At 65.3% G+C, this 17,771-nt stretch carries 15 protein-coding genes and 2 tRNA genes; 7 read left to right on the top strand and 10 right to left on the bottom strand.

Annotation, left to right across the window (positions count from 1 at the left end; translation table 11 throughout):
- Positions 1–8: 8 nt before the first annotated feature.
- The 5 genes from CXQ96_RS03095 to pknB are packed head-to-tail and all read left to right on the top strand — an operon-like array spanning position 9 to position 8,234.
- Positions 9–1,610 carry a PP2C family serine/threonine-protein phosphatase gene (locus CXQ96_RS03095; RefSeq protein ID WP_258058794.1) on the top strand — a complete coding sequence of 534 codons (1,602 nt, stop codon included), beginning with the start codon at positions 9–11 and terminating at the stop codon, positions 1,608–1,610.
- Entirely contained in the window at positions 1,603–3,027 is a 1,425-nt protein-coding gene (locus CXQ96_RS03090; protein ID WP_104116571.1) for an FtsW/RodA/SpoVE family cell cycle protein, read from the top strand. The genes CXQ96_RS03095 and CXQ96_RS03090 overlap by 8 nt, the downstream gene beginning before the upstream one ends.
- Positions 3,024–4,466, top strand: a complete 1,443-nt coding sequence (locus tag CXQ96_RS03085) for a penicillin-binding protein 2 (RefSeq protein ID WP_104116570.1) — start codon at positions 3,024–3,026, stop codon at positions 4,464–4,466. The genes CXQ96_RS03090 and CXQ96_RS03085 overlap by 4 nt, the downstream gene beginning before the upstream one ends.
- Complete coding sequence (locus CXQ96_RS03080) at positions 4,463–6,241, top strand: protein kinase (protein WP_104116569.1); 1,779 nt, start codon at positions 4,463–4,465, stop codon at positions 6,239–6,241. The genes CXQ96_RS03085 and CXQ96_RS03080 overlap by 4 nt, the downstream gene beginning before the upstream one ends.
- 34 nt (positions 6,242–6,275) lie before the next feature.
- Positions 6,276–8,234, top strand: a complete 1,959-nt coding sequence (gene pknB / locus CXQ96_RS03075) for a Stk1 family PASTA domain-containing Ser/Thr kinase (protein ID WP_308662404.1) — start codon at positions 6,276–6,278, stop codon at positions 8,232–8,234.
- Here pknB and CXQ96_RS03070 read toward each other — a convergent pair.
- Together CXQ96_RS03070 and CXQ96_RS03065 are read right to left on the bottom strand one after the other, a co-directional pair.
- Positions 8,231–8,875: an aminodeoxychorismate/anthranilate synthase component II gene (locus tag CXQ96_RS03070; RefSeq protein ID WP_104116568.1), complete on the bottom strand. Its 645-nt coding sequence runs from the start codon at positions 8,873–8,875 to the stop codon at positions 8,231–8,233. The two genes, pknB and CXQ96_RS03070, sit on opposite strands and share 4 nt — an antisense overlap.
- A 170-nt stretch (positions 8,876–9,045) precedes the next feature.
- Complete coding sequence (locus CXQ96_RS03065) at positions 9,046–9,774, bottom strand: class E sortase (protein WP_258058838.1); 729 nt, start codon at positions 9,772–9,774, stop codon at positions 9,046–9,048.
- A 256-nt stretch (positions 9,775–10,030) separates the two neighbouring features.
- On the opposite strand from CXQ96_RS03065, the gene CXQ96_RS03060 reads away from it, so the two are divergent.
- Positions 10,031–10,279, top strand: a complete 249-nt coding sequence (locus CXQ96_RS03060; protein ID WP_104116566.1) for a cell division protein CrgA — start codon at positions 10,031–10,033, stop codon at positions 10,277–10,279.
- Positions 10,280–10,519: 240 nt separating this feature from the next.
- Here CXQ96_RS03060 and CXQ96_RS03055 read toward each other — a convergent pair whose 3' ends face one another.
- A complete protein-coding gene (locus tag CXQ96_RS03055; RefSeq protein ID WP_104116565.1) occupies positions 10,520–11,392 on the bottom strand; it encodes a rhomboid family intramembrane serine protease in 873 nt (290 codons plus the stop codon).
- Between the two features lie 4 nt (positions 11,393–11,396).
- Positions 11,397–11,939, bottom strand: a complete 543-nt coding sequence (locus tag CXQ96_RS03050; protein WP_104116564.1) for a peptidylprolyl isomerase — start codon at positions 11,937–11,939, stop codon at positions 11,397–11,399.
- Positions 11,940–12,102: 163 nt separating this feature from the next.
- Between CXQ96_RS03050 and CXQ96_RS03045 the strand changes: the two genes are divergently transcribed.
- Positions 12,103–13,008 carry a hypothetical protein gene (locus tag CXQ96_RS03045; RefSeq protein ID WP_104116563.1) on the top strand — a complete coding sequence of 302 codons (906 nt, stop codon included), beginning with the start codon at positions 12,103–12,105 and terminating at the stop codon, positions 13,006–13,008.
- 72 nt (positions 13,009–13,080) lie between these two features.
- Here the strand turns inward: CXQ96_RS03045 and CXQ96_RS03040 are convergent, their stop codons facing one another.
- The 6 genes from CXQ96_RS03040 to gyrA form a co-directional block, all read right to left on the bottom strand.
- The gene (locus CXQ96_RS03040) at positions 13,081–14,001 is read right to left on the bottom strand and encodes a DMT family transporter (protein WP_104116562.1); all 921 of its coding nucleotides are present in this window, start codon (positions 13,999–14,001) and stop codon (positions 13,081–13,083) included.
- Positions 14,002–14,092: 91 nt separating this feature from the next.
- Positions 14,093–14,165 (bottom strand) — tRNA-Ala (locus CXQ96_RS03035).
- Between the two features lie 45 nt (positions 14,166–14,210).
- Positions 14,211–14,327, bottom strand: a complete 117-nt coding sequence (locus tag CXQ96_RS18575; RefSeq protein ID WP_219816074.1) for a DLW-39 family protein — start codon at positions 14,325–14,327, stop codon at positions 14,211–14,213.
- 38 nt (positions 14,328–14,365) lie between these two features.
- Positions 14,366–14,439: transfer RNA gene (locus CXQ96_RS03030), tRNA-Ile, on the bottom strand.
- An 86-nt stretch (positions 14,440–14,525) separates the two neighbouring features.
- Positions 14,526–14,834 carry a DUF3566 domain-containing protein gene (locus CXQ96_RS18760; protein ID WP_258058792.1) on the bottom strand — a complete coding sequence of 103 codons (309 nt, stop codon included), beginning with the start codon at positions 14,832–14,834 and terminating at the stop codon, positions 14,526–14,528.
- A gap of 224 nt (positions 14,835–15,058) precedes the next feature.
- Complete coding sequence (gyrA, locus tag CXQ96_RS03020; protein WP_104116560.1) at positions 15,059–17,734, bottom strand: DNA gyrase subunit A; 2,676 nt, start codon at positions 17,732–17,734, stop codon at positions 15,059–15,061.
- Between the last annotated feature and the right edge of the window lie 37 nt (positions 17,735–17,771).

The raw sequence follows: 17,771 nt of genomic DNA, 5'->3' as shown, positions 1-17,771 counted from the left end.
CGCTTGCCATGAGGTTCGCCGCCCGCTCGGACGTGGGCATGGTGCGTGCGAAGAACGATGATTCCGCCTACGTGGGCCGATACCTCGCTGTCGTAGCCGACGGCATGGGCGGGCACGCCGGCGGCAATGTCGCCTCCGCCTCGACAGTCCTGGACCTCGTACACCTCGATCACGCCGAGCACGCCGGAGCCGCCGCGACTCATCTTGCCGACGAGATCCAGACCGCGAACTCGCTGCTCTCCGAACTCGTGGCCGCCAATCCCCAACTGGCGGGCATGGGAACCACCGTGACGGCCATCCTGCTCGAGGACGCAAAGCTGCAACTCGCGCACATCGGCGATTCACGGGCATACCGCCTGAAGAACGGGATTTTCGAGCAAATCACCAAGGACCACACCTTCGTCCAGCGGCTCATCGACGAGGGACGGCTCCGGCCCGAGGAAGCGGAGATCCATCCGCACAAGAACGTGCTGATGCGGGTCCTGGGAGACGTCGACGCGAGTCCTGAACTGGACCTCGAGGAGTTCGACGCCGAACCCGGAGAGCGCTGGCTGCTCTGCTCCGACGGCCTCAATGCTGTCCTCAACGACCGCGTGGTGGAGCAGGTCATGCGCGAAACCACGAGCATCCGTGACTGCGTCAACACGCTCGTCGACCTCACTCTGGCCGGTGGTTCGCCGGACAACATCACAATTGCCGTGGTCGAGGTCATCGAAGCGGACGACGGCGACGACGCGCCGCCGGCGTCGATGCCCCCTGCCCGAGAGGCGGCGGGCGAACGAGAAAAGCCTCCGGTCGACAGTGCGGATGCTCTCCCCACCGAGATCGACCAGAAGGGCGACCTCCCCGGCACCGCTATCCGGGCAGACATCATCCGGCAGGACCTCCTGACGAGGCCCCACATTTTGGTGGGATCCGCCGCGCTCGCTACCGAGACGGGCCAGATCCCGATCGTGACACAGCGATCCGCAGAACGCCGGGCCGCGATGATGCTCACTCACCGGGCCGATCCGGACAACCCGGACGACGGCGCCGACGACGCGCCTACCCGGAAGCGGCGCTGGCTCATGCCGGCGTTCCTCTCGCTGATGGCCCTCATCCTGATCACCGTCCTCGGTCTCGGCTACACCTGGACCCAGACGCGGTACTACGTTGCCGAGACGGACAACAGGGTTGCCATCTACACCGGTGTTCCCCAGCGGATAGGACCGGTCAGCCTCAGCGAGCTGTACGAGACGACGGACATACCCGTCTCGAACCTGCCCGAGTACCAGCGGTCCCAACTGTCGAGCACGCTGCCCGCGGCCAGCCTGGAAGAAGCCGAGCGGATCGTCGGTGACCTCCGCTCCGAGCTGCGGGCCGTCTCCTGCGATCCCGAGGGAAGCGGTACTGCGACCCCTACGCCGGTCCCCACCGCCAGCGCCTCTCCTACTGCGGGCCCCACTCCCAGCCCGTCGACCAGCGCACCTCCCCAGGCAGGTCCGACGAGAGAGCCGAGCGCTGGCGCGTCCGCGGCTGCCTCTCCGGATTCCAGCGCATCGGCCGGCGCCGCGCCTACCGCTGATCCCCCATCCCAGGCCATCGAGTGCGGAGGTGCAGCACATGAGTGACGTCCTGACGGCCCCTCGGTCGAGGCGCAACATCGAGCTCCTCCTTCTACTCCTCGCGCTGGCTGTCGCATTCGTCGCCAACTATCTGGCGGGAAGCGGTCGCGAGGACGCCCTCGGTGACTACTTCTGGTCGCAGGCTCTGACCCTCGGACTCATGGGTTTGTTCATCCACATCGTCCTGCGGGTGCGAGCAAAGTATGCCGATCCAGTCATATTGCCGATCGTCATCGCGCTCAACGGCATAGGGCTGGCGATGATTCACCGACTCGATCTGTCCGCCTCCATGGCGAATCCGAACTTCACACCGGTCGCGCCGCAGCAGGTCCTGTGGACCGCAGTTGCGATCGGCGCTGCCGCGATCCTCCTCATCCTGTTGCGAGACCATCGGATTCTTCGGCGGTTCACCTACATCTCGCTGATCGTCAGCGCCATCCTGCTTCTCCTGCCACTCACCCCGCTCGGCCTGGAAATCAACGGTGCCCGCATCTGGATCTCGGTGGGAATCGGCACGTTCCAGCCGGGAGAGGTCGCCAAGATCACCCTCGCTATATTCTTCGCAGGGTATCTTTCGACCAACCGTGACCTCATCCTCCTCGCGGGGAAGAAGATCGGTCCTCTCCAGCTTCCGCGCTTCCGCGACCTCGCGCCGATGGCGGCAGCCTGGCTCGTCAGTATCGGCGTGCTCATCTTCCAGCGTGACCTCGGGTCCTCCATCCTCTTCTTCGGGCTCTTCATGGTCATGATCTACGTCGCGACGAGCCGGGTGAGCTGGGTGTTGATCGGGCTGGCGATGATCGGCGTCGGAGTCTTCGTCGCTCTGGAACTGTTCAGCCACGTCGCGCTCCGGTTCGACTCCTGGATCAACGCCTTCGCACCCGAGGTCTACAACAGGGCGCCGGGTGGAAGCGCGCAAGTGGTGCAGGGCCTGTTCGGTCTCGCCAACGGTGGCCTCATCGGCACCGGACTCGGCGAGGGACGGCCGGACCTCGTCACCTATGCCAACAGCGACATGATCATCGCCGCGCTCGGCGAGGAGTTGGGACTCATCGGCATCGTCGCGATCGTGATGCTGTACGTCCTGCTCGTGTCACGCGGCATCCGCGCCGCACTCGGCACCAAGGACGGCTTCGGCAAGCTCCTGGCGTGTGGCCTGTCCTTCACCATCGCCCTCCAGTGCTTCGTGGTAATCGGTGGAATCACCCGACTGATCCCCCTGACGGGCCTCACCACGCCCTTCATGTCCGCAGGCGGGTCCTCGCTGCTGGCGAACTGGCTCATCGTCGCCCTGATCCTGCTCATCTCGGAGACGGCACGACGACCTGCGCCTTCGGGTCCGATGAAGGATTCGTTCCCCGAGGCCCTCGGCGTGAACGGGAAGCCCGTGAGAAAGACCACCGCCGAGGAGGCCACCCGATGAACCAGGCCATCCGCAGCGCATGGGTCGTCGCCATCGCGATGTTCGCGCTCGTCCTCGGCTCTCTGACCTACGTCCAGTTCTTCCAGGCGCAGGAGCTCAATGACAACGACTGGAACAGCCGACAGTTGTACCAGGACTTCGGCCGGCAGCGCGGGGCCATCCTCGTCGACGGTCGCGCCATCGCCGAGTCCGTCCCGTCGAACGACGAGTTCAACTACCAGCGCGTGTACAACGAGCCGGAGCTGTACGCCCACCTCACGGGCTATTACTCGCTCTCCCTGTCGTCCACGCAGCTGGAGGCCGAACAATCGGAGATCCTGGCGGGCACCAGCAGCTCGCTGTTCTACGACCGCGTCGTACGAATGTTCTCGGGTGTCGACTCACAGGGCGCATCCATCGAACTGACCATCGATCCGGAAATCCAGCGGCTGGCCTTCGACCTGATCCCCGAAGGCCAACGCGGTTCCATCGTGGTCATGGAGCCCTCCACCGGCAACATCCTCGCGATGGTCTCCAAACCCTCGTACGATCCCAACCTCCTGTCGGGCCATGACACCGCGATCATCGAGGAGAACGCTGCGAGGCTCTCCGAGCAACCCGGTCTGTCGATCTACATGAACCCCGCGACGCAATCACTGGTTGCCCCCGGCTCCGTCTTCAAGCTCATCGATGCCGCTGCGGCTCTCGAGTCCGGTCAGTACGACGCCGAATCCGAGATTCCGAACCCTCCTGCCCTGGAGTTCCCCGGCACCGGATACGCCCTGCCGAACTTCGTCACGGGCGGTTGTGCAAGCAGGAGCACCGCAGACCTCGAGTTCGCGCTGGAACAGTCCTGCAACACTCCCTTCGCGCAGATCGCGCTCGAACTGGGGGAGGAAGCGATCCAGGATCAGGCCGCCAAGTTCGGTTTCGGCGAGGCACTGCAGATCCCCACACAGGTCGTAGCCAGCGACTTCCCATCGGACCTGGCGGATACCGAACTGGCGCAGTCCGCCATCGGGCAGTTCGATACCCGGGTGACGCCGCTCCAGATGGCGATGGTGGCCTCGGCCATCGCCAATGGCGGCCAGCAGATGAAACCCCAACTGATCAAGTCCATCCGCGCGGCGGATCTCGAACTGATCGAATCGCCCGAACCGGAGGTGCTCCGCCAGTCGGTCAGCCAGGAGACGGCCGATCAGCTCACGGACTGGATGGTCAATGTGGTGGACAACGGGACCGCCACCGCAGCACAGGTCCCGGGTGTGCAGGTCGCCGGGAAGACCGGGACGGCCGAGGTCACCGAAACCGGTGACAACGCCTGGTTCACGGGCTTCGCCCCGGCCGACAACCCGCAGGTAGCACTTTCGATCGTGATGGAGAACGTGGACATTCCCACTGGTCAGCAATTGACCTCACCCAGTGCCAAGAGACTCATAGAGGCGGTGTTGAGCAGATGAGGCCCACGTCAGGAATCACTCTGGGCGGCAGGTTCGAACTGACCGAGCGCATCGCCATCGGCGGTATGGGCGAGGTCTGGAAGGCACGTGACCAGATCCTCGGTCGGATCGTGGCGATCAAGATCCTGAAGGAGGAGTACTCGGGCGACCCGGCGTTCCTCAACCGCTTCCGTGCCGAGGCGCGCCACACGGCGCTGCTCAACCACGAGGGCATCGCCAACGTCTTCGACTACGGCGAAGAGGGCGGCTCGGCCTACCTGGTCATGGAACTCGTGCCAGGTCAGCCCCTCTCCGCCGTGATCGAGAAGGAGCGGGTGCTCTCTCCCGACCGGACACTCTCGATCATCGGGCAGACCGCCACGGCTCTCGCCGTTGCACACCGCCAGGGCCTCGTCCACCGCGACGTGAAGCCGGGGAACATCCTCGTGATGCCCGATGGTCGGGTCAAGATCACCGACTTCGGCATCGCCCGATTGGCTGATCAGGTCCCCCTGACAGCGACCGGACAGGTCATGGGTACCGCCCAGTACCTCGCGCCCGAGCAGGCAACGGGTCAGCCGGCAACCGGCTCCTCGGACATCTACGCCCTCGGTGTCATCGGGTACGAACTGCTCGCCGGGCGCCGTCCGTTCTCCGGTGAGTCCCAGATCGCGATCGCCCTCGCACAGGTCAATGACGCACCCCCGCCCCTGCCGGAATCGATCCCGCGTCCCGTGCGGGCCCTCATCGCTTCCATGCTGGCGAAGGACCCCGCGGACCGACCGGCCGACGCCGAGTCGCTGGCACGCGCTGTGGACGCCATCCGCGCCGGTGACATCCGGCAGGCAGAAGCAGCAGTTCCGGGCATGCTTGCGTTCGCCGCCGGTGGCGACGCCGCAACTGCGGCGGTGCCGCGCCAGGACACACAGGCGACGACGGCGGTTCCCGCACCGACGACGTCGGCCCTGCCCACGGTTGCCGCACCTGCCGCAGCCGGCGCCGCGGCCGGTATCGCCGCGTCCCGGGACTGGTCGGAAGAGGACGTCGATGCCGCCGATCCCGCACCGGCATACGGCCGGGAGGACGAGAACAGGCGGAGCCCGTGGCTCATTCCGCTCATCGTTCTGCTGCTGCTGGCCCTGATCGCCATCGCCTTCCTGGTCCTTCAGCCGCTGTTGGCCGGAGACGACAGTGACAACGCTCCCGCGACGACGACATCCGCAAGCGCCACCCCGTCCCGGTCGCGGACGCCCAGCCCTTCCCCGTCGTCCTCATCGGCGACACCCTCGCCGTCCCCGAGCACGGAGGACGCGGACGAGGTCATCATCACGCCGAGCCAGTACCTGGGCCGCCCGGAGGCGCAGGTCGCCGCGGAGCTCGGAGCCCTCGGCTTCCGGGTGGTGACTCAGCGCGAGCCGTCCGCCGAGTACGCTGCCGGACTGGTCTTCGCCGTGGAGCCCGTCGGTACGCTGCGGACCGGTGAGACGATCACCATCACGTCGTCGACCGGCCCCGAACAGGTCACCGTACCCGCTGGGCTACAGGGACGGTCGGCCACCGAGGTGGAAGCCATCCTCGTGGAACTCGGACTCGTGCCCGTCAACACCGGCTCGCAGCAGTCGGCGGAGCCGGCCGGCACTGTTCTCGCCCTGAACCCCGGTGCCGGATCCGTCCTGCCGGCGGGTTCGAGTGTCGGGTACACGGTGTCCTCCGGTCCGCCTCCCTCGCAACCTCCCGCGAGTCCCACGAGCCCGAGCAGCCCGACCCCTTCGCCGACCACGACGTCCGGGCCATGACCCGCCTGGAGAGCCCGCGACGGAAGGATAGGCGATGATGGCGACAGAGCGCATCCTGAACGGCCGCTACGAGGTCCGCGAACTCATCGGCCGGGGAGGCATGGCCGACGTGCATCTCGGCCACGACCTCCGGCTCGGTCGGTCGGTGGCCATCAAGGTACTCCGGCAGGATCTCGCCCGTGATCCCCTCTTCCAGTCGCGCTTCCGTCGGGAGGCGCAGGCCGTGGCCGGCCTGAACAACCCGAACATCGTCGCCGTCTACGACACCGGCGAGGAGGAGATCCCGGACCGCCCGCAGCATGAGGTGCGTGTGCCCTTCATCGTGATGGAGTACGTCGAGGGCCGCACGCTGCGTGACCACGTCAAATCCGGAGACCTGACGCCCGAGGCCAGCATCTCGTACCTCACCGGGGTCCTCGGCGCGCTCGAATACAGCCATAAGGCAGGGATCGTCCACCGGGACATCAAACCCGCCAACGTCATGATCACGCCCGACGGTGCGGTCAAGGTCATGGATTTCGGGATCGCGCGCGCGATCGCCGACTCTCAGGCCACGATGACGCAGACACAGGCCGTCCTGGGCACGGCGCAGTACCTGTCGCCCGAGCAGGCCCGCGGCGAGACGGTGGATGCCCGCAGTGACCTGTACTCGGCGGGGTGTTTGCTGTTCGAGCTGCTGACCGGGCGTCCGCCGTTCGTCGGCGACAGTCCCGTGTCCGTCGCGTATCAGCACGTGCGCGAGGAACCGCCCGTGGCCAGTAGCCTCAACCCGGCGGTGACGCCGGCCCTCGACTCCGTGCTCGCGAAAGCACTGCAGAAGGACCGCGAACACCGCTTCCAGGATGCGGCCTCCTTCAGGAACGCGTTGTCGGACGCCGCACGGGGCGTCGTCGTCGCGGGCGGTGCCGGAGCAAGCACCGAGGCGATGGATGTGGCCGCTCCCCGTACGCGTACAGCAACTATCGGCGCTGCACTGTCGACTGCGTCCTCCGACTCGGAAGCAGCCGGACCGCACACACGGGCCATGACCAGTATCACGGCCGGACGCGTCGGCCAGGAGGACGTGCACGACGACCGGTTCGACCTCCTGCATGCGTCCGACGAGACCGACCACCGTCAGGATCGGCGCCGCACGTCATCGAGGGCCGCCTGGATCACGGTATTCTTCGTCGCCGTGCTGCTCGTCCTCGCCGGGGGATACTTCGTGCTCAACGACGTCGCCAACAATCAGCCTGCGGCGGAGGTCACCACCGTCGTCGTTCCCGACCTGGCGGGCATGGCCGAGGCCGACGCCCGCGACGCGATCGTGGACGTCGGGCTGGTCCCGTCCACGGATGAAACGTACAACGCGTCCGTCGAGGCCGGGGACGTCATCAGTTCCGACCCGTCTGCGGGTGCTTCCGTCGAGAGGGAGTCGCGCGTCAACATCACGGTGTCCCTCGGACCCGCCAACGTGGTGCTGCCCGAGAGCCTCGCCGGGCTGACGGAGTCTTCTGCCCGTGACGCGCTCGAGGAACTCGGTTTGCGTGGCGGCGAGATCACAGAGGAGACCAGCGCGGACGTCGCGGAGGGCAGGGTCATCACCACAAGCCCCCAGGCGGGGCAGACCGTGCCTGTCGGGAGTGCAGTGGATCTTGTGTTGTCCAACGGCAAGGTGACCGTTCCGCTGCTGACCGACCTGACCGTCGAGCAGGCGCAGGCCCTCCTCGCCGATCCTGCCGTGCAGCTCCCTTTCACCGTCCGTGAGGTCGAGAACAGCGTCGTGGCACCCGGTATCGTCACTGCGCAATCCGCACCGGCGAGGACCGAGGTGGACCAGGGAACGGAGATCGTGCTCACCGTGGCGAAAGCGCCCGCCGTCGAGCCGTCACAGGAGCCGGCGGAGAGCCCGAGCAGCGAGCCTACCGAGGATTCCGCCGGTTCATCGAAGCCCCGCTCGACGCAGGGCGCCGAGAACCAGTCGAAACCCCGACCCACGGAGGGCAGGGACTAGCGCGCAATGAGCGGGCTGAGTCCTTTCGCCTTGGTTGCTGCACCCTCGAGGCCGAGCGATTCGAGCCAGTTCCCCAGCATCTGATAACCGCCCTCGGTGAGGACGGACTCCGGGTGGAACTGCACGCCGCACAGGGGCGCGGTCTTGTGCTCGAGGCCCATGATGATGCCGCTGGCTGTCCGTGCTGTCACCGTGAGGTCGGCCGGGACGTCATCACTGACTGCCGCGAGCGAGTGGTACCGCGTGGCCGTGACAGGCGAGGGGAGCCCTGCGAAGACGCTGGTCGCGTCGTGCTCCACGAGGGAGGTCTTGCCGTGCATGAGCTCGGGAGCGTGGGTCACTGTGCCGCCGTATGCCTCCGCGAGTGCCTGATGACCCAGGCAGACGCCCAGCATCGGCTTGGCATGCGCGCCGCACCACTTGATGAGGTCCACACAGACGCCTGCCTCGCCGGGGGTGCCCGGTCCGGGGGAGATCAGCACCCCATCGCGAGAGGCAGCCATGTCCGCTGCCTCGGCCAGGGTCATGTCGTCGTTGCGGACCACGGTCGTCTCCGCGCCGAGTTCCTGGAGGTACCCGACGAGTGTGTAGACAAAGCTGTCGTAGTTGTCGACGACGAGGATTCTGGTGGTGTGAGCCATGAGCTACGGGGAACCAATCGTTGAATCTGTGAGCGGATTGAACTGCGAGACCCAGGGAAACACGAAGACCATCAGCACTGCGACGGCCGCGAGGACGAGGATCAGCGAGAGGATAACGCGCATCCAGAGCGGACCGGGGAGGGCCCGGAATATCCATCCATACATCGCGACTATCCCTGTCCTGCTGCGCGGGCTACCTGCTCCGCGATCTCGGGTGGCGGGCCGGCATCCGAAGGACGCCATGACTCCATGACCGAATAAGCAATAATACGCTCCTGCGCACCGAAGCGCGGATTGCAGCTGGTCAGGGTGAGGATCCTGTCCACGGGTTCAGCGGCCGGATCGGTGGGCACCGGCGCGATGACGTCTGCGCGATCCGGCAGGACGATCTCGGTGTTGCGGAATACATAGGTATAGAAACCGTCCCGCGTCTGCACGTAGATGCGGTCGCCCGGGACGAGCGTGTGGATCTGGTCGAGTACCTGGCCGTGGGTCTGCCGGTGCCCGGCAAGCGCGAAGTTCCCGACCTCACCCGGCGCGCCGGTGCCGGGGTAGTGGCCGAGACCGAGGTTGTCGAGGACGTCCGTCCCTACACCTGCCGACACCGGCCGTGAGTATTCGGCGCCGAACCGGGGTATGTAGACGACTCCGAAAGTTCCCTCGAGATCGGTCGGGGAGAGAACGACGGGCTCACCGAAGTCCCGGACCTCGACGTCGTCAGTCGCCTCGCGTCCGGAATCGATCGCGGGCACATCGGCGAAGAACTGCTCGAGGGCCTGCTCCTGCTTGATACCCGAGTCGATGTTGGTCCACCACAATTCCCAGCCGACGAAGAGCAGGAGGACGATCCCTGCGGTGATCAGCAGCTCTCCCAGGACTTGGATGATCGACTGGAGCACCGACCGGCGACGCCTCGCCGCCCTCGGGCGCCTGGTCGCGTTTCCAGGTGCCGGATCGAGGGTTGACCTGACCACTGCCGCTCCTGCCACTCGGGATGCACCGGTATCCGGCGGTTCTTGGCTAGAATCGTTCGGAAAGCCGGGCCGCCGGATGGTGTTGTTCCCTCAGGATAGCCTGCGGGAACGGACGCCCTGCGGCGGCCCGCGAGACCACCGGCGCTGCTGATCAGCAGTCGTGCCCTGTCGAGGAGAAGTCGTGCCCGAGTCGAAGCCCCGCAAGAGAGCCACCTCCGCTGCACCTGCTGCAAAGTCGTCGCAGCCCAAGCCGAACCCGGTCTGGTACAAGCCGGTCATGTTCGGCCTCATGATCATCGGGCTTCTGTGGATCATCACCTTCTACATCTCGGAGTCCACTCTTCCGGTGGCTGCCTGGGGATCATGGAACATCCTCGCCGGTTTCGGGATCGCGATCGTCGGCTTCCTCATGACGACCCGCTGGCGGTAGTCCGGACTGTTCCCGGAACCTGTGCTGATAAAGAAAGCACTGTGCACACGCTGTGCATGAAGTTATCCACAGATGTGCACAGTGCTGTTGATGGGTCAGGAACGGGTCCTAGATTCCGGGGAACGGATATCCACAGGTGTGGAATTACATGTGTGTAAGTTATCCCCCGTGTGGATAACTGGTGTGGATAACGCAGTGGGGCCGGTACCAGGTACCGGCCCCACTGACGCTTCGAGCAGGCTAGAACGGTAGGAGTGACACTCCCACGAAGGTGGACAGAGCCAGGAGTACGACGACGCCCCCGAGGCCGAGCCACTGCAGCTGAGCCTGGCGTGCACCTTTCGGCGCATAGGCGATCACGGCAGCACAGGCCGCACCGGCGAGGAGACCACCGAGGTGGGCCTGCCACGCGATGTTCGGCACGAGGAAGCCGACTACTGCATTGATCGCTATCAGGACGACGATCTGCCGCACGTCGCCGCCCCGCCGGCGTTGCACGATGAACAACGCTCCGAACAGGCCGAAGACAGCACCGGATGCACCGACGACGTACTGCATGGGTCCGCTGAGCAACAGGACGCCGACAGATCCTCCTACCGCCGAGATGAGGTACAGCGCCAGGAATCGCGCGCGGCCCATGGCGGGCTCGAGTACCTTGCCCAGGATGTAGAGCACGTACATGTTGAGCGCGATGTGCAGGAAGGATCCCTGCGAATGGAGGAACGCCGCGGTCACCATGCGCCAGGGTTCAGCGGGAATGACTCCCCCTGCGCCCGCGGTGAACACGGGCGCGTAGGAAAAGCTCCGGGTGATTCCAGGCAAAACGAGCTGGAGCAGGAACACCACGACGCATAGACCGATGAGCGTGTAGGTGACGACCATGGTGTTCCCGCGCGCGACGCCCCCGAACGCGTTCTTGTACGCAGGCGCACTCGCCGCCTGTTCGCGCACGCAATCCACGCACTGGAATCCGACGGCGGCCGGCCGCTGGCACTCCGGGCAGGCGGGACGGCCGCACCGCTGGCATCTCACATAGCTGACGCGGTCCTGGTGCCTCGGGCACACCGGAGCCTGCTGGCTGCCTGCGTCAGGCGCGGGCACACCGTAGGACATTCGGCTAGAGCTGTTCCACGGTGATGCTCTCGATCACGACGTCGTCGAGGGGCTTGTCCCTCATATCGGTCGCGATCGCATTCAGCTTGTCGACCACCTTGCGGGACTCCTCGTCCGTGACATCACCGAAGATCGTGTGCTTACCCTGCAACCAGGTGGTCGGCACCGAGGTGATGAAGAACTGGGATCCGTTGGTGCCGCGACCACCCTGGAGCCCTGCGTTGGCCATCGCAAGCTTGTAGGGCTCGTTGAAGGTGAGGTCGGGGTTGATCTCGTCGTCGAACTTGTAGCCCGGCCCGCCGATGCCCTGGCCCAGCGGATCCCCTCCCTGAATCATGAAGTCCTTGATGATGCGGTGGAAGATCGTGCCGCTGTAGAGGGGGGCGTTGCTCTCCTCGCCGGTCTGCGGGTGGGTCCAGGTGATCTCACCGGTGGCGAGTCCTACGAAGTTCTTCACCGTCTTCGGGGCGTGGTTGCCGAAGAGGTTGACCTTGATGTCGCCCTGGTTCGTGTGGATGGTGGCTGTGGCAGTTGGGATAGCAGTCATGGGGCCATTCTTCCACGCGGCTCCTGACAATAAGCTGGAGGAGACCTATTCCGCGCACAGTGAAAGGTCCGGGAAACAGAGTATTTGCGGACTGAGCTGATAGCACCCCCTGCCCATGCAACGTAGGCTGATCAGAACGAGCAACCATCCCCTGGAGGTCTTTGTGAAGAAGAACGTACCTGTCACCCACGAACTCGAGGAGAGCGCCGCTCTTGCAGCAGCATTCGCTGCTGGAGTGGTGGCAGCCCGCGAGTGGGCATCCCCTCACGTCGACGCCGCCTACGGCTGGGCGAAGCCCCGCTGGGAGAAGGGCATCGAGACCGCCGGACCGGCTCTGCAGGAGACCGTCCGCAAAGCGGCCGAAGGTATCTCAAGTGGCATCGCCGTCGTCACCCCCAAGATTCAGGACGGAATCGACAGCGTCGGCCCGCGCATCACGCAGGTCATCGACGAGACGACTCCTCGGATCCAGGAAACGCTCGACAAGGCTACTCCCGTGCTGAACTCCGCGAAGGGCAAGGTCGTCGACGACTACCTGCCCGCGTTGTCGAGCAAGCTCGGGGAAGCCGCCGACACCGCCTCGCGATCGCTGGCTGCCGCCACTGTGCCTCCCGTCGTCGAGAAGGCAGTCACGAAGGTGACCGGCGACAAGAACACCGTCAAGAACGCACAGAAACGCCTCGTCGCCGCGACCCTGCAGGCGTCCAAGGAGCTCAACCGGAGCCAGGCGAAGAAGTCCGGCAAGGGCTGGTTGATCTTCGGCATCATCTCAGCTGCGATCGTTGCAGGCGTCGCCGCCTGGCGGGCTTCCAAGCCCGTCGAGGATCCCTGGAAGACACCGGCCCCGATCAGGACGACCCCTGCGGGATCCGGCGAGAACTCGCAGGACGCAAAGGACGTCGTGTCGAGCATCAAGGAGGCGGCAGAGCGTGCCGCGACGTCCGACAACGACACGGGGGAGTCCAAGGACAAGCCCGCCCACGCTGCGGAAGCAGTCGCTGACCGGGCGAAGGATGTCACGGAAACCGCCAAGCATGCCGCGAAGCCATCCGACGGCACTCAGGCCTGACAGAACCGAGCATCGCGACGACGAAGACCCCCGGGCAGACGCTCGGGGGTCTTCTTGTTCCCGTACTCCGCGCTACTCACCGCCGAGAACAGGCGGGGGAGCGGCGATGCCCTCCTGGCCGAGCGTTCTACGGCGGCTGCGCCGCCTCTGCTGTCCACGGATCACGACCGCCAGACCGACGAGAATCAGTGCGAGACCACCGTAGGTGCCGGCTGGTAGTTTCTCCCCGAGGAAGACCGCTGCCAGGATCGCGGCACCGGGTATCTCCAGCAGGATGATCATCGACACCACGAGCGGGCTCATGACAGCCAGCAAGTGGTTGAAGACCGAGTGGCCCATGATCTGCGCAAGCAGCGTCACGGCAAGGATGCCGGCCCAGGCCGCTGGAGTGAACCCGATGATCGGCTGGTTGGTCACCGCGCACATGCCGAGAAGGATCACGGCGCATGCCCCGTAGCACAGGGTCGTGTAGGTGCCGGTGGATAAGGTCCTGCGGGCAGCGGCACCTGCCATCTGGTAGATACCGGCCAGCGCGCCTCCCGCCAGAGCGAGGATGTCCCCCAGCAACGCCTCACGCGACAGGGAGAGATCGAATCCGGTGATGATGACTACGCCGACGAAGGCGACAGCCAGTCCCGCAACCACCGTCCCCTGGGCCCTCGACCCGAGCAATGCGTCGAAGAGCGCGATCCACGCCACCTGAAGGCACACCAGCGCCGTCGCCGCAGCGACCGAGGTGAGCTTGAGAGCCGTGATGAAGCAGGCGAAGTGGAGCGCGAGTGCCGCCGCTGCGATAGCGAGGCGCCGGCAGTCCGCTCGAGTCAGTGCCGCGAACTCCGCCCGCTTGGACACAGCGGCGGGTCCGCCCATCAGAACGGCCCCCAACAGGTTGCGCCAGAAGGCGATGGCGAGCGCGGGAGCAGCTGTCGCAGCCATGATGGGCCCTGAAGCGGACACGCCGATGACACCGAGGATCGAAAGGAAAACTGTCACCGGGCAACCCTATTCCACACCGTTCCGGGGTCACCGACACACGTCTTAAAGCAGGGAAGTCCCGGTCGTATGACCGGGACTTCCCTTTCGGTGGAGGCACGGGGACTCGAACCCCGAACCCCCTGCTTGCAAAGCAGGTGCGCTACCAATTGCGCCATGCCCCCGAAATGAACCTCGTCCAGTATAACTGCACCGGACAACCGTTCTCGCTACGCGACGTCGTCCGTCGCATTGCTCCAAACACCCTTGCTCTTCTCGGCATCCTGCCACCGCTTGTACACCAGGACGCCTGCTGCAGCCGCTGCCGCAATGAGCAACTTCTTCACAACAGTCTCCTTGCAGGTACCTGCGAGTGATGGATCCGTGGGCGTACCAGGACTTGAACCTGGGACCTCTTCGTTATCAGCGAAGCGCTCTAACCGCCTGAGCTATACGCCCCGATACCTCTTCGGGCCGAGATACGACTTTACAGTAGTGTCTCGCCATTCTTCAAATCGCTCTCAGGCGACGAAGAGGCCGGTCTCCTAGTCGTCGGTCAGCGTCACGCCGATTCCGCCGACCAGGGTGGACGAGATGTTGTAGAGCACCGCGGACAGCATGGCCAGCGCAGTCAGGAGCACCACGTTCACCACGGCGATGATCGTGGCGAAGGACAACACCTGCGGCAGGGAAGCGAACTGGCGGAGATCGAACCCGCCACTCTCCGAACCGGCGATCTCCCGCAGGAGCTCGTTGACGCCGTCGAAGATCCCGGTCAGGTCCAGAACGGTCCAGATGACGAAGGAGGCCACCACGGTCACGATCCCGAGTGCTACCGACAGCAGGAACGACATCTTGAGAACGGACCACGGGTCCACTTTGCTGACAAGAAGCCGAGCCTTGCGGGCTTTCGCCTTCGGAGCCGGCTTGACCAGTCCAGGACGCTGTCCCGGACGGGCTCCCTGTCCTCCCGCTGACGCAGGGCGCTGGGCGGGACGAGCGGGAGCATTCACCCGCGGAGGAGCAGCGGACGTCCGCACTTGTCCACTGGGACCTCGCGGGTTGGTGTTGGCCGAGCTCACTCGCTACCTCCGTGTTCCGGCGACTCAGCGTCAGGCTCAGCCGTTTCCTCTGTCGACAACCGTACTTCATCGGCTGTGAACTCCGCAGGTTCCTCCTGCGGCGTGACCGTATCGATAACGTCGACGTCAGGGCTCGCTTCGGAGGGATCCTCGATCAACCCCTCCTCGACGGCAACGCTACGCTCACTGTTGCGGGCCACGGCGATGATGCGGTCGCTCTTGTCGGGCTTGGCGAAGATGACGCCCATCGTGTCACGGCCCTTGGCGGGTACGCCGGCAACGGCGGAACGGACCACCTTGCCACCTCCCATGACCACCAGCACCTCGTCTTCCTCCTGCACGACGAGCGCGCCGACGAGGTCACCGCGTTCCTCGGCCAGCTTGGCCACCTTGATTCCGAGCCCGCCACGACCCTGGACGCGGTAGTCGTCGACCTTCGTCCTCTTGGCGAAGCCACCCTCGGTCACGATGAAGACATAGGAGTCGTCGGTGACCACGCTGGCGGCGAGCAGCTCGTCGTCATCGCGGAACTTCATCCCGGTCACGCCGGACGTGGCGCGACCCATCGGCCGCAGCGCGTCGTCGTCCGCCGTGAAGCGCAGCGACTGTCCCTTGCGGGACACAAGCATGATGTCGTCATCACTCGCGACGAGCTGTGCCGACACGAGCTCGTCGTTGTCGCGGAGATTGATCGCGATCACGCCGGCGGACCGGTTGGTGTCGTAGTCCTCGAGCCGTGTCTTCTTCACGAGTCCCCGCTTGGTGGCGAGCACCAGGAACGGTGACTGCTGGTAGTCGCGCAGGTCGAGGACCTGGGCGATGGTCTCGTCCGGTTGGAAGGCCAGGAGGTTGGCGACGTGCTGACCCTTTGCATCCCGGGCAGCTTCGACGAGTTCGTACGCCTTCGCACGGTAGACCCGACCGAGGTTCGTGAAGAACAGCAACCAGTGGTGGGTGGTGGTGACGAAGAAGTGCTCGACGACGTCGTCCCCGCGCAGTTGCGCGCCCTTGATGCCCTTGCCGCCGCGCGCCTGCTGACGGTAGTTGTCGCTGCGCGTGCGCTTGACGTACCCGCCGCGGGTGATGGTGACGACCATCTCCTCCTCCGGGATCAGGTCCTCCATGCTCATGTCGCCGTCATAGCCCATGAGGATCTCGGTGCGCCGATCATCGCCGAACTTGGCCACGATCTCCGACAACTCCGTACTGACGATGCCGCGCTGGACATCCTCGGAAGCGAGGATCCGGTTGAATTCGGTGATCATGGATTCGAGTTCGGCGTGGCGGTCCTGGATTTTCTGCCGCTCGAGCGCCGCGAGGCGGCGGAGTTGCATGTTCAGGATGGCGGTGGCCTGCAGCTCGTCGATGGAGAGAAGACCCATGAGCCCGTCGCGGGCCTCATCTGTGGTCGTCGAGGCGCGGATCAGGGCGATGACCTCGTCGAGTGCGTCGAGCGCCTTGAGCAGTCCGCGCAGGATGTGCGCTTCCTCCTCCGCCTTCCGCAGCCGGTACCGGGTGCGGCGCACGATGACTTCGAGCTGGTGCGTGACCCAGTGACGGATGAAGGCGTCGAGGCTGAGCGTGCGCGGCACGTCGTCGACGATCGCCAGCATGTTCGCGCTGAAGTTGTCCTGAAGCTGCGTGTGCTTGTAGAGGTTGTTCAGAACGACCTTGGCGACGGCGTCGCGCTTGAGCACGATCACGAGGCGCTGGCCCGTGCGTCCCGAGGTCTCGTCGCGGAGGTCCGCGACACCACTGACCTTGCCGTCCTTGACGAGTTCGGCAATCTTGATCGCCAGGTTGTCCGGGTTCGCCTGGTAGGGCAGCTCCGTGACAACGAGGCAGGTACGGTTCTGGATCTCCTCGACGTTGACGACGGCGCGCATGGTGATCGAACCACGCCCCGTCCGGTAGGCATCCTCGATGCCCTTGTGGCCGAGGATCTGCGCTCCGGTCGGGAAGTCGGGACCCTTGATCCGGGCGATGAGGGCCTCGAGCAGCTCCTCCTTCGAGGCCTCCGGGTGCTCCAGGTACCACTGGACGCCGTCGGCGACCTCCCTGAGGTTGTGCGGAGGGATGTTGGTGGCCATACCGACGGCGATGCCGGACGACCCGTTGACGAGCAGGTTCGGGAAGCGAGACGGAAGGATCGTCGGCTCCTGGTTCTTGCCGTCGTAGTTGTCCTGGAAGTCGACGGTCTCCTCATCGATGTCCCGCACCATCTCCATGGCGAGCGGAGCCATCTTCGTCTCCGTGTACCGGGGGGCCGCCGCGCCGTCGTTACCTGGGGACCCGAAGTTGCCCTGTCCGAGTGCCAGCGGATACCGCATGGTCCAGTCCTGGATCAGGCGGACGAGGGCATCGTAGATGGCCGAATCACCATGCGGGTGGTACTGCCCCATGACTTCGCCGACAACGCGGGCACACTTGTTGAACGAGCGGTCCGGGCGGTAGCCGCCGTCGAACATCGCGTAGAGCACCCGGCGGTGGACCGGCTTCAGGCCGTCGCGCACATCGGGCAGGGCGCGACCGACGATGACCGCCATCGCATAGTCCAGATAGGACCGCTGCATCTCCGTCTGCAGGTCGACCTGCTCGATGCGGTCCGTCAGGACCTCACCCTCGAGGGGTACGTCCAATCCGTTGCCGTTACCGGTGATGTCGTCACTCATAAGTCAGTTCCGTTCGTCATGTCTTGTTCCCTGCAGT

The organism is Arthrobacter sp. B1805, assembly GCF_002929745.1.
Taxonomy (GTDB): Bacteria; Actinomycetota; Actinomycetes; order Actinomycetales; family Micrococcaceae; genus Arthrobacter_D.
This window is presented reverse-complemented; position numbering and strand designations above follow the sequence as displayed.

Bases quoted from the DNA above. Each gene is read 5' to 3' on its own strand.
- CXQ96_RS03055 (WP_104116565.1), bottom strand. From the start codon at position 11,392: ATGTCCTACGGTGTGCCCGCGCCTGACGCAGGCAGCCAGCAGGCTCCG.
- CXQ96_RS03080 (WP_104116569.1), top strand. From the start codon at position 4,463: ATGAGGCCCACGTCAGGAATCACTCTGGGCGGCAGGTTCGAACTGACC.
- CXQ96_RS03050 (WP_104116564.1), bottom strand. From the start codon at position 11,939: ATGACTGCTATCCCAACTGCCACAGCCACCATCCACACGAACCAGGGC.
- CXQ96_RS18760 (WP_258058792.1), bottom strand. From the start codon at position 14,834: ATGTCGTTCCTGCTGTCGGTAGCACTCGGGATCGTGACCGTGGTGGCC.
- pknB (WP_308662404.1), top strand. From the start codon at position 6,276: ATGATGGCGACAGAGCGCATCCTGAACGGCCGCTACGAGGTCCGCGAA.
- CXQ96_RS03070 (WP_104116568.1), bottom strand. From the start codon at position 8,875: ATGGCTCACACCACCAGAATCCTCGTCGTCGACAACTACGACAGCTTT.
- CXQ96_RS03090 (WP_104116571.1), top strand. From the start codon at position 1,603: ATGAGTGACGTCCTGACGGCCCCTCGGTCGAGGCGCAACATCGAGCTC.
- gyrA (WP_104116560.1), bottom strand. From the start codon at position 17,734: ATGAGTGACGACATCACCGGTAACGGCAACGGATTGGACGTACCCCTC.
- CXQ96_RS03095 (WP_258058794.1), top strand. From the start codon at position 9: ATGAGGTTCGCCGCCCGCTCGGACGTGGGCATGGTGCGTGCGAAGAAC.
- CXQ96_RS03085 (WP_104116570.1), top strand. From the start codon at position 3,024: ATGAACCAGGCCATCCGCAGCGCATGGGTCGTCGCCATCGCGATGTTC.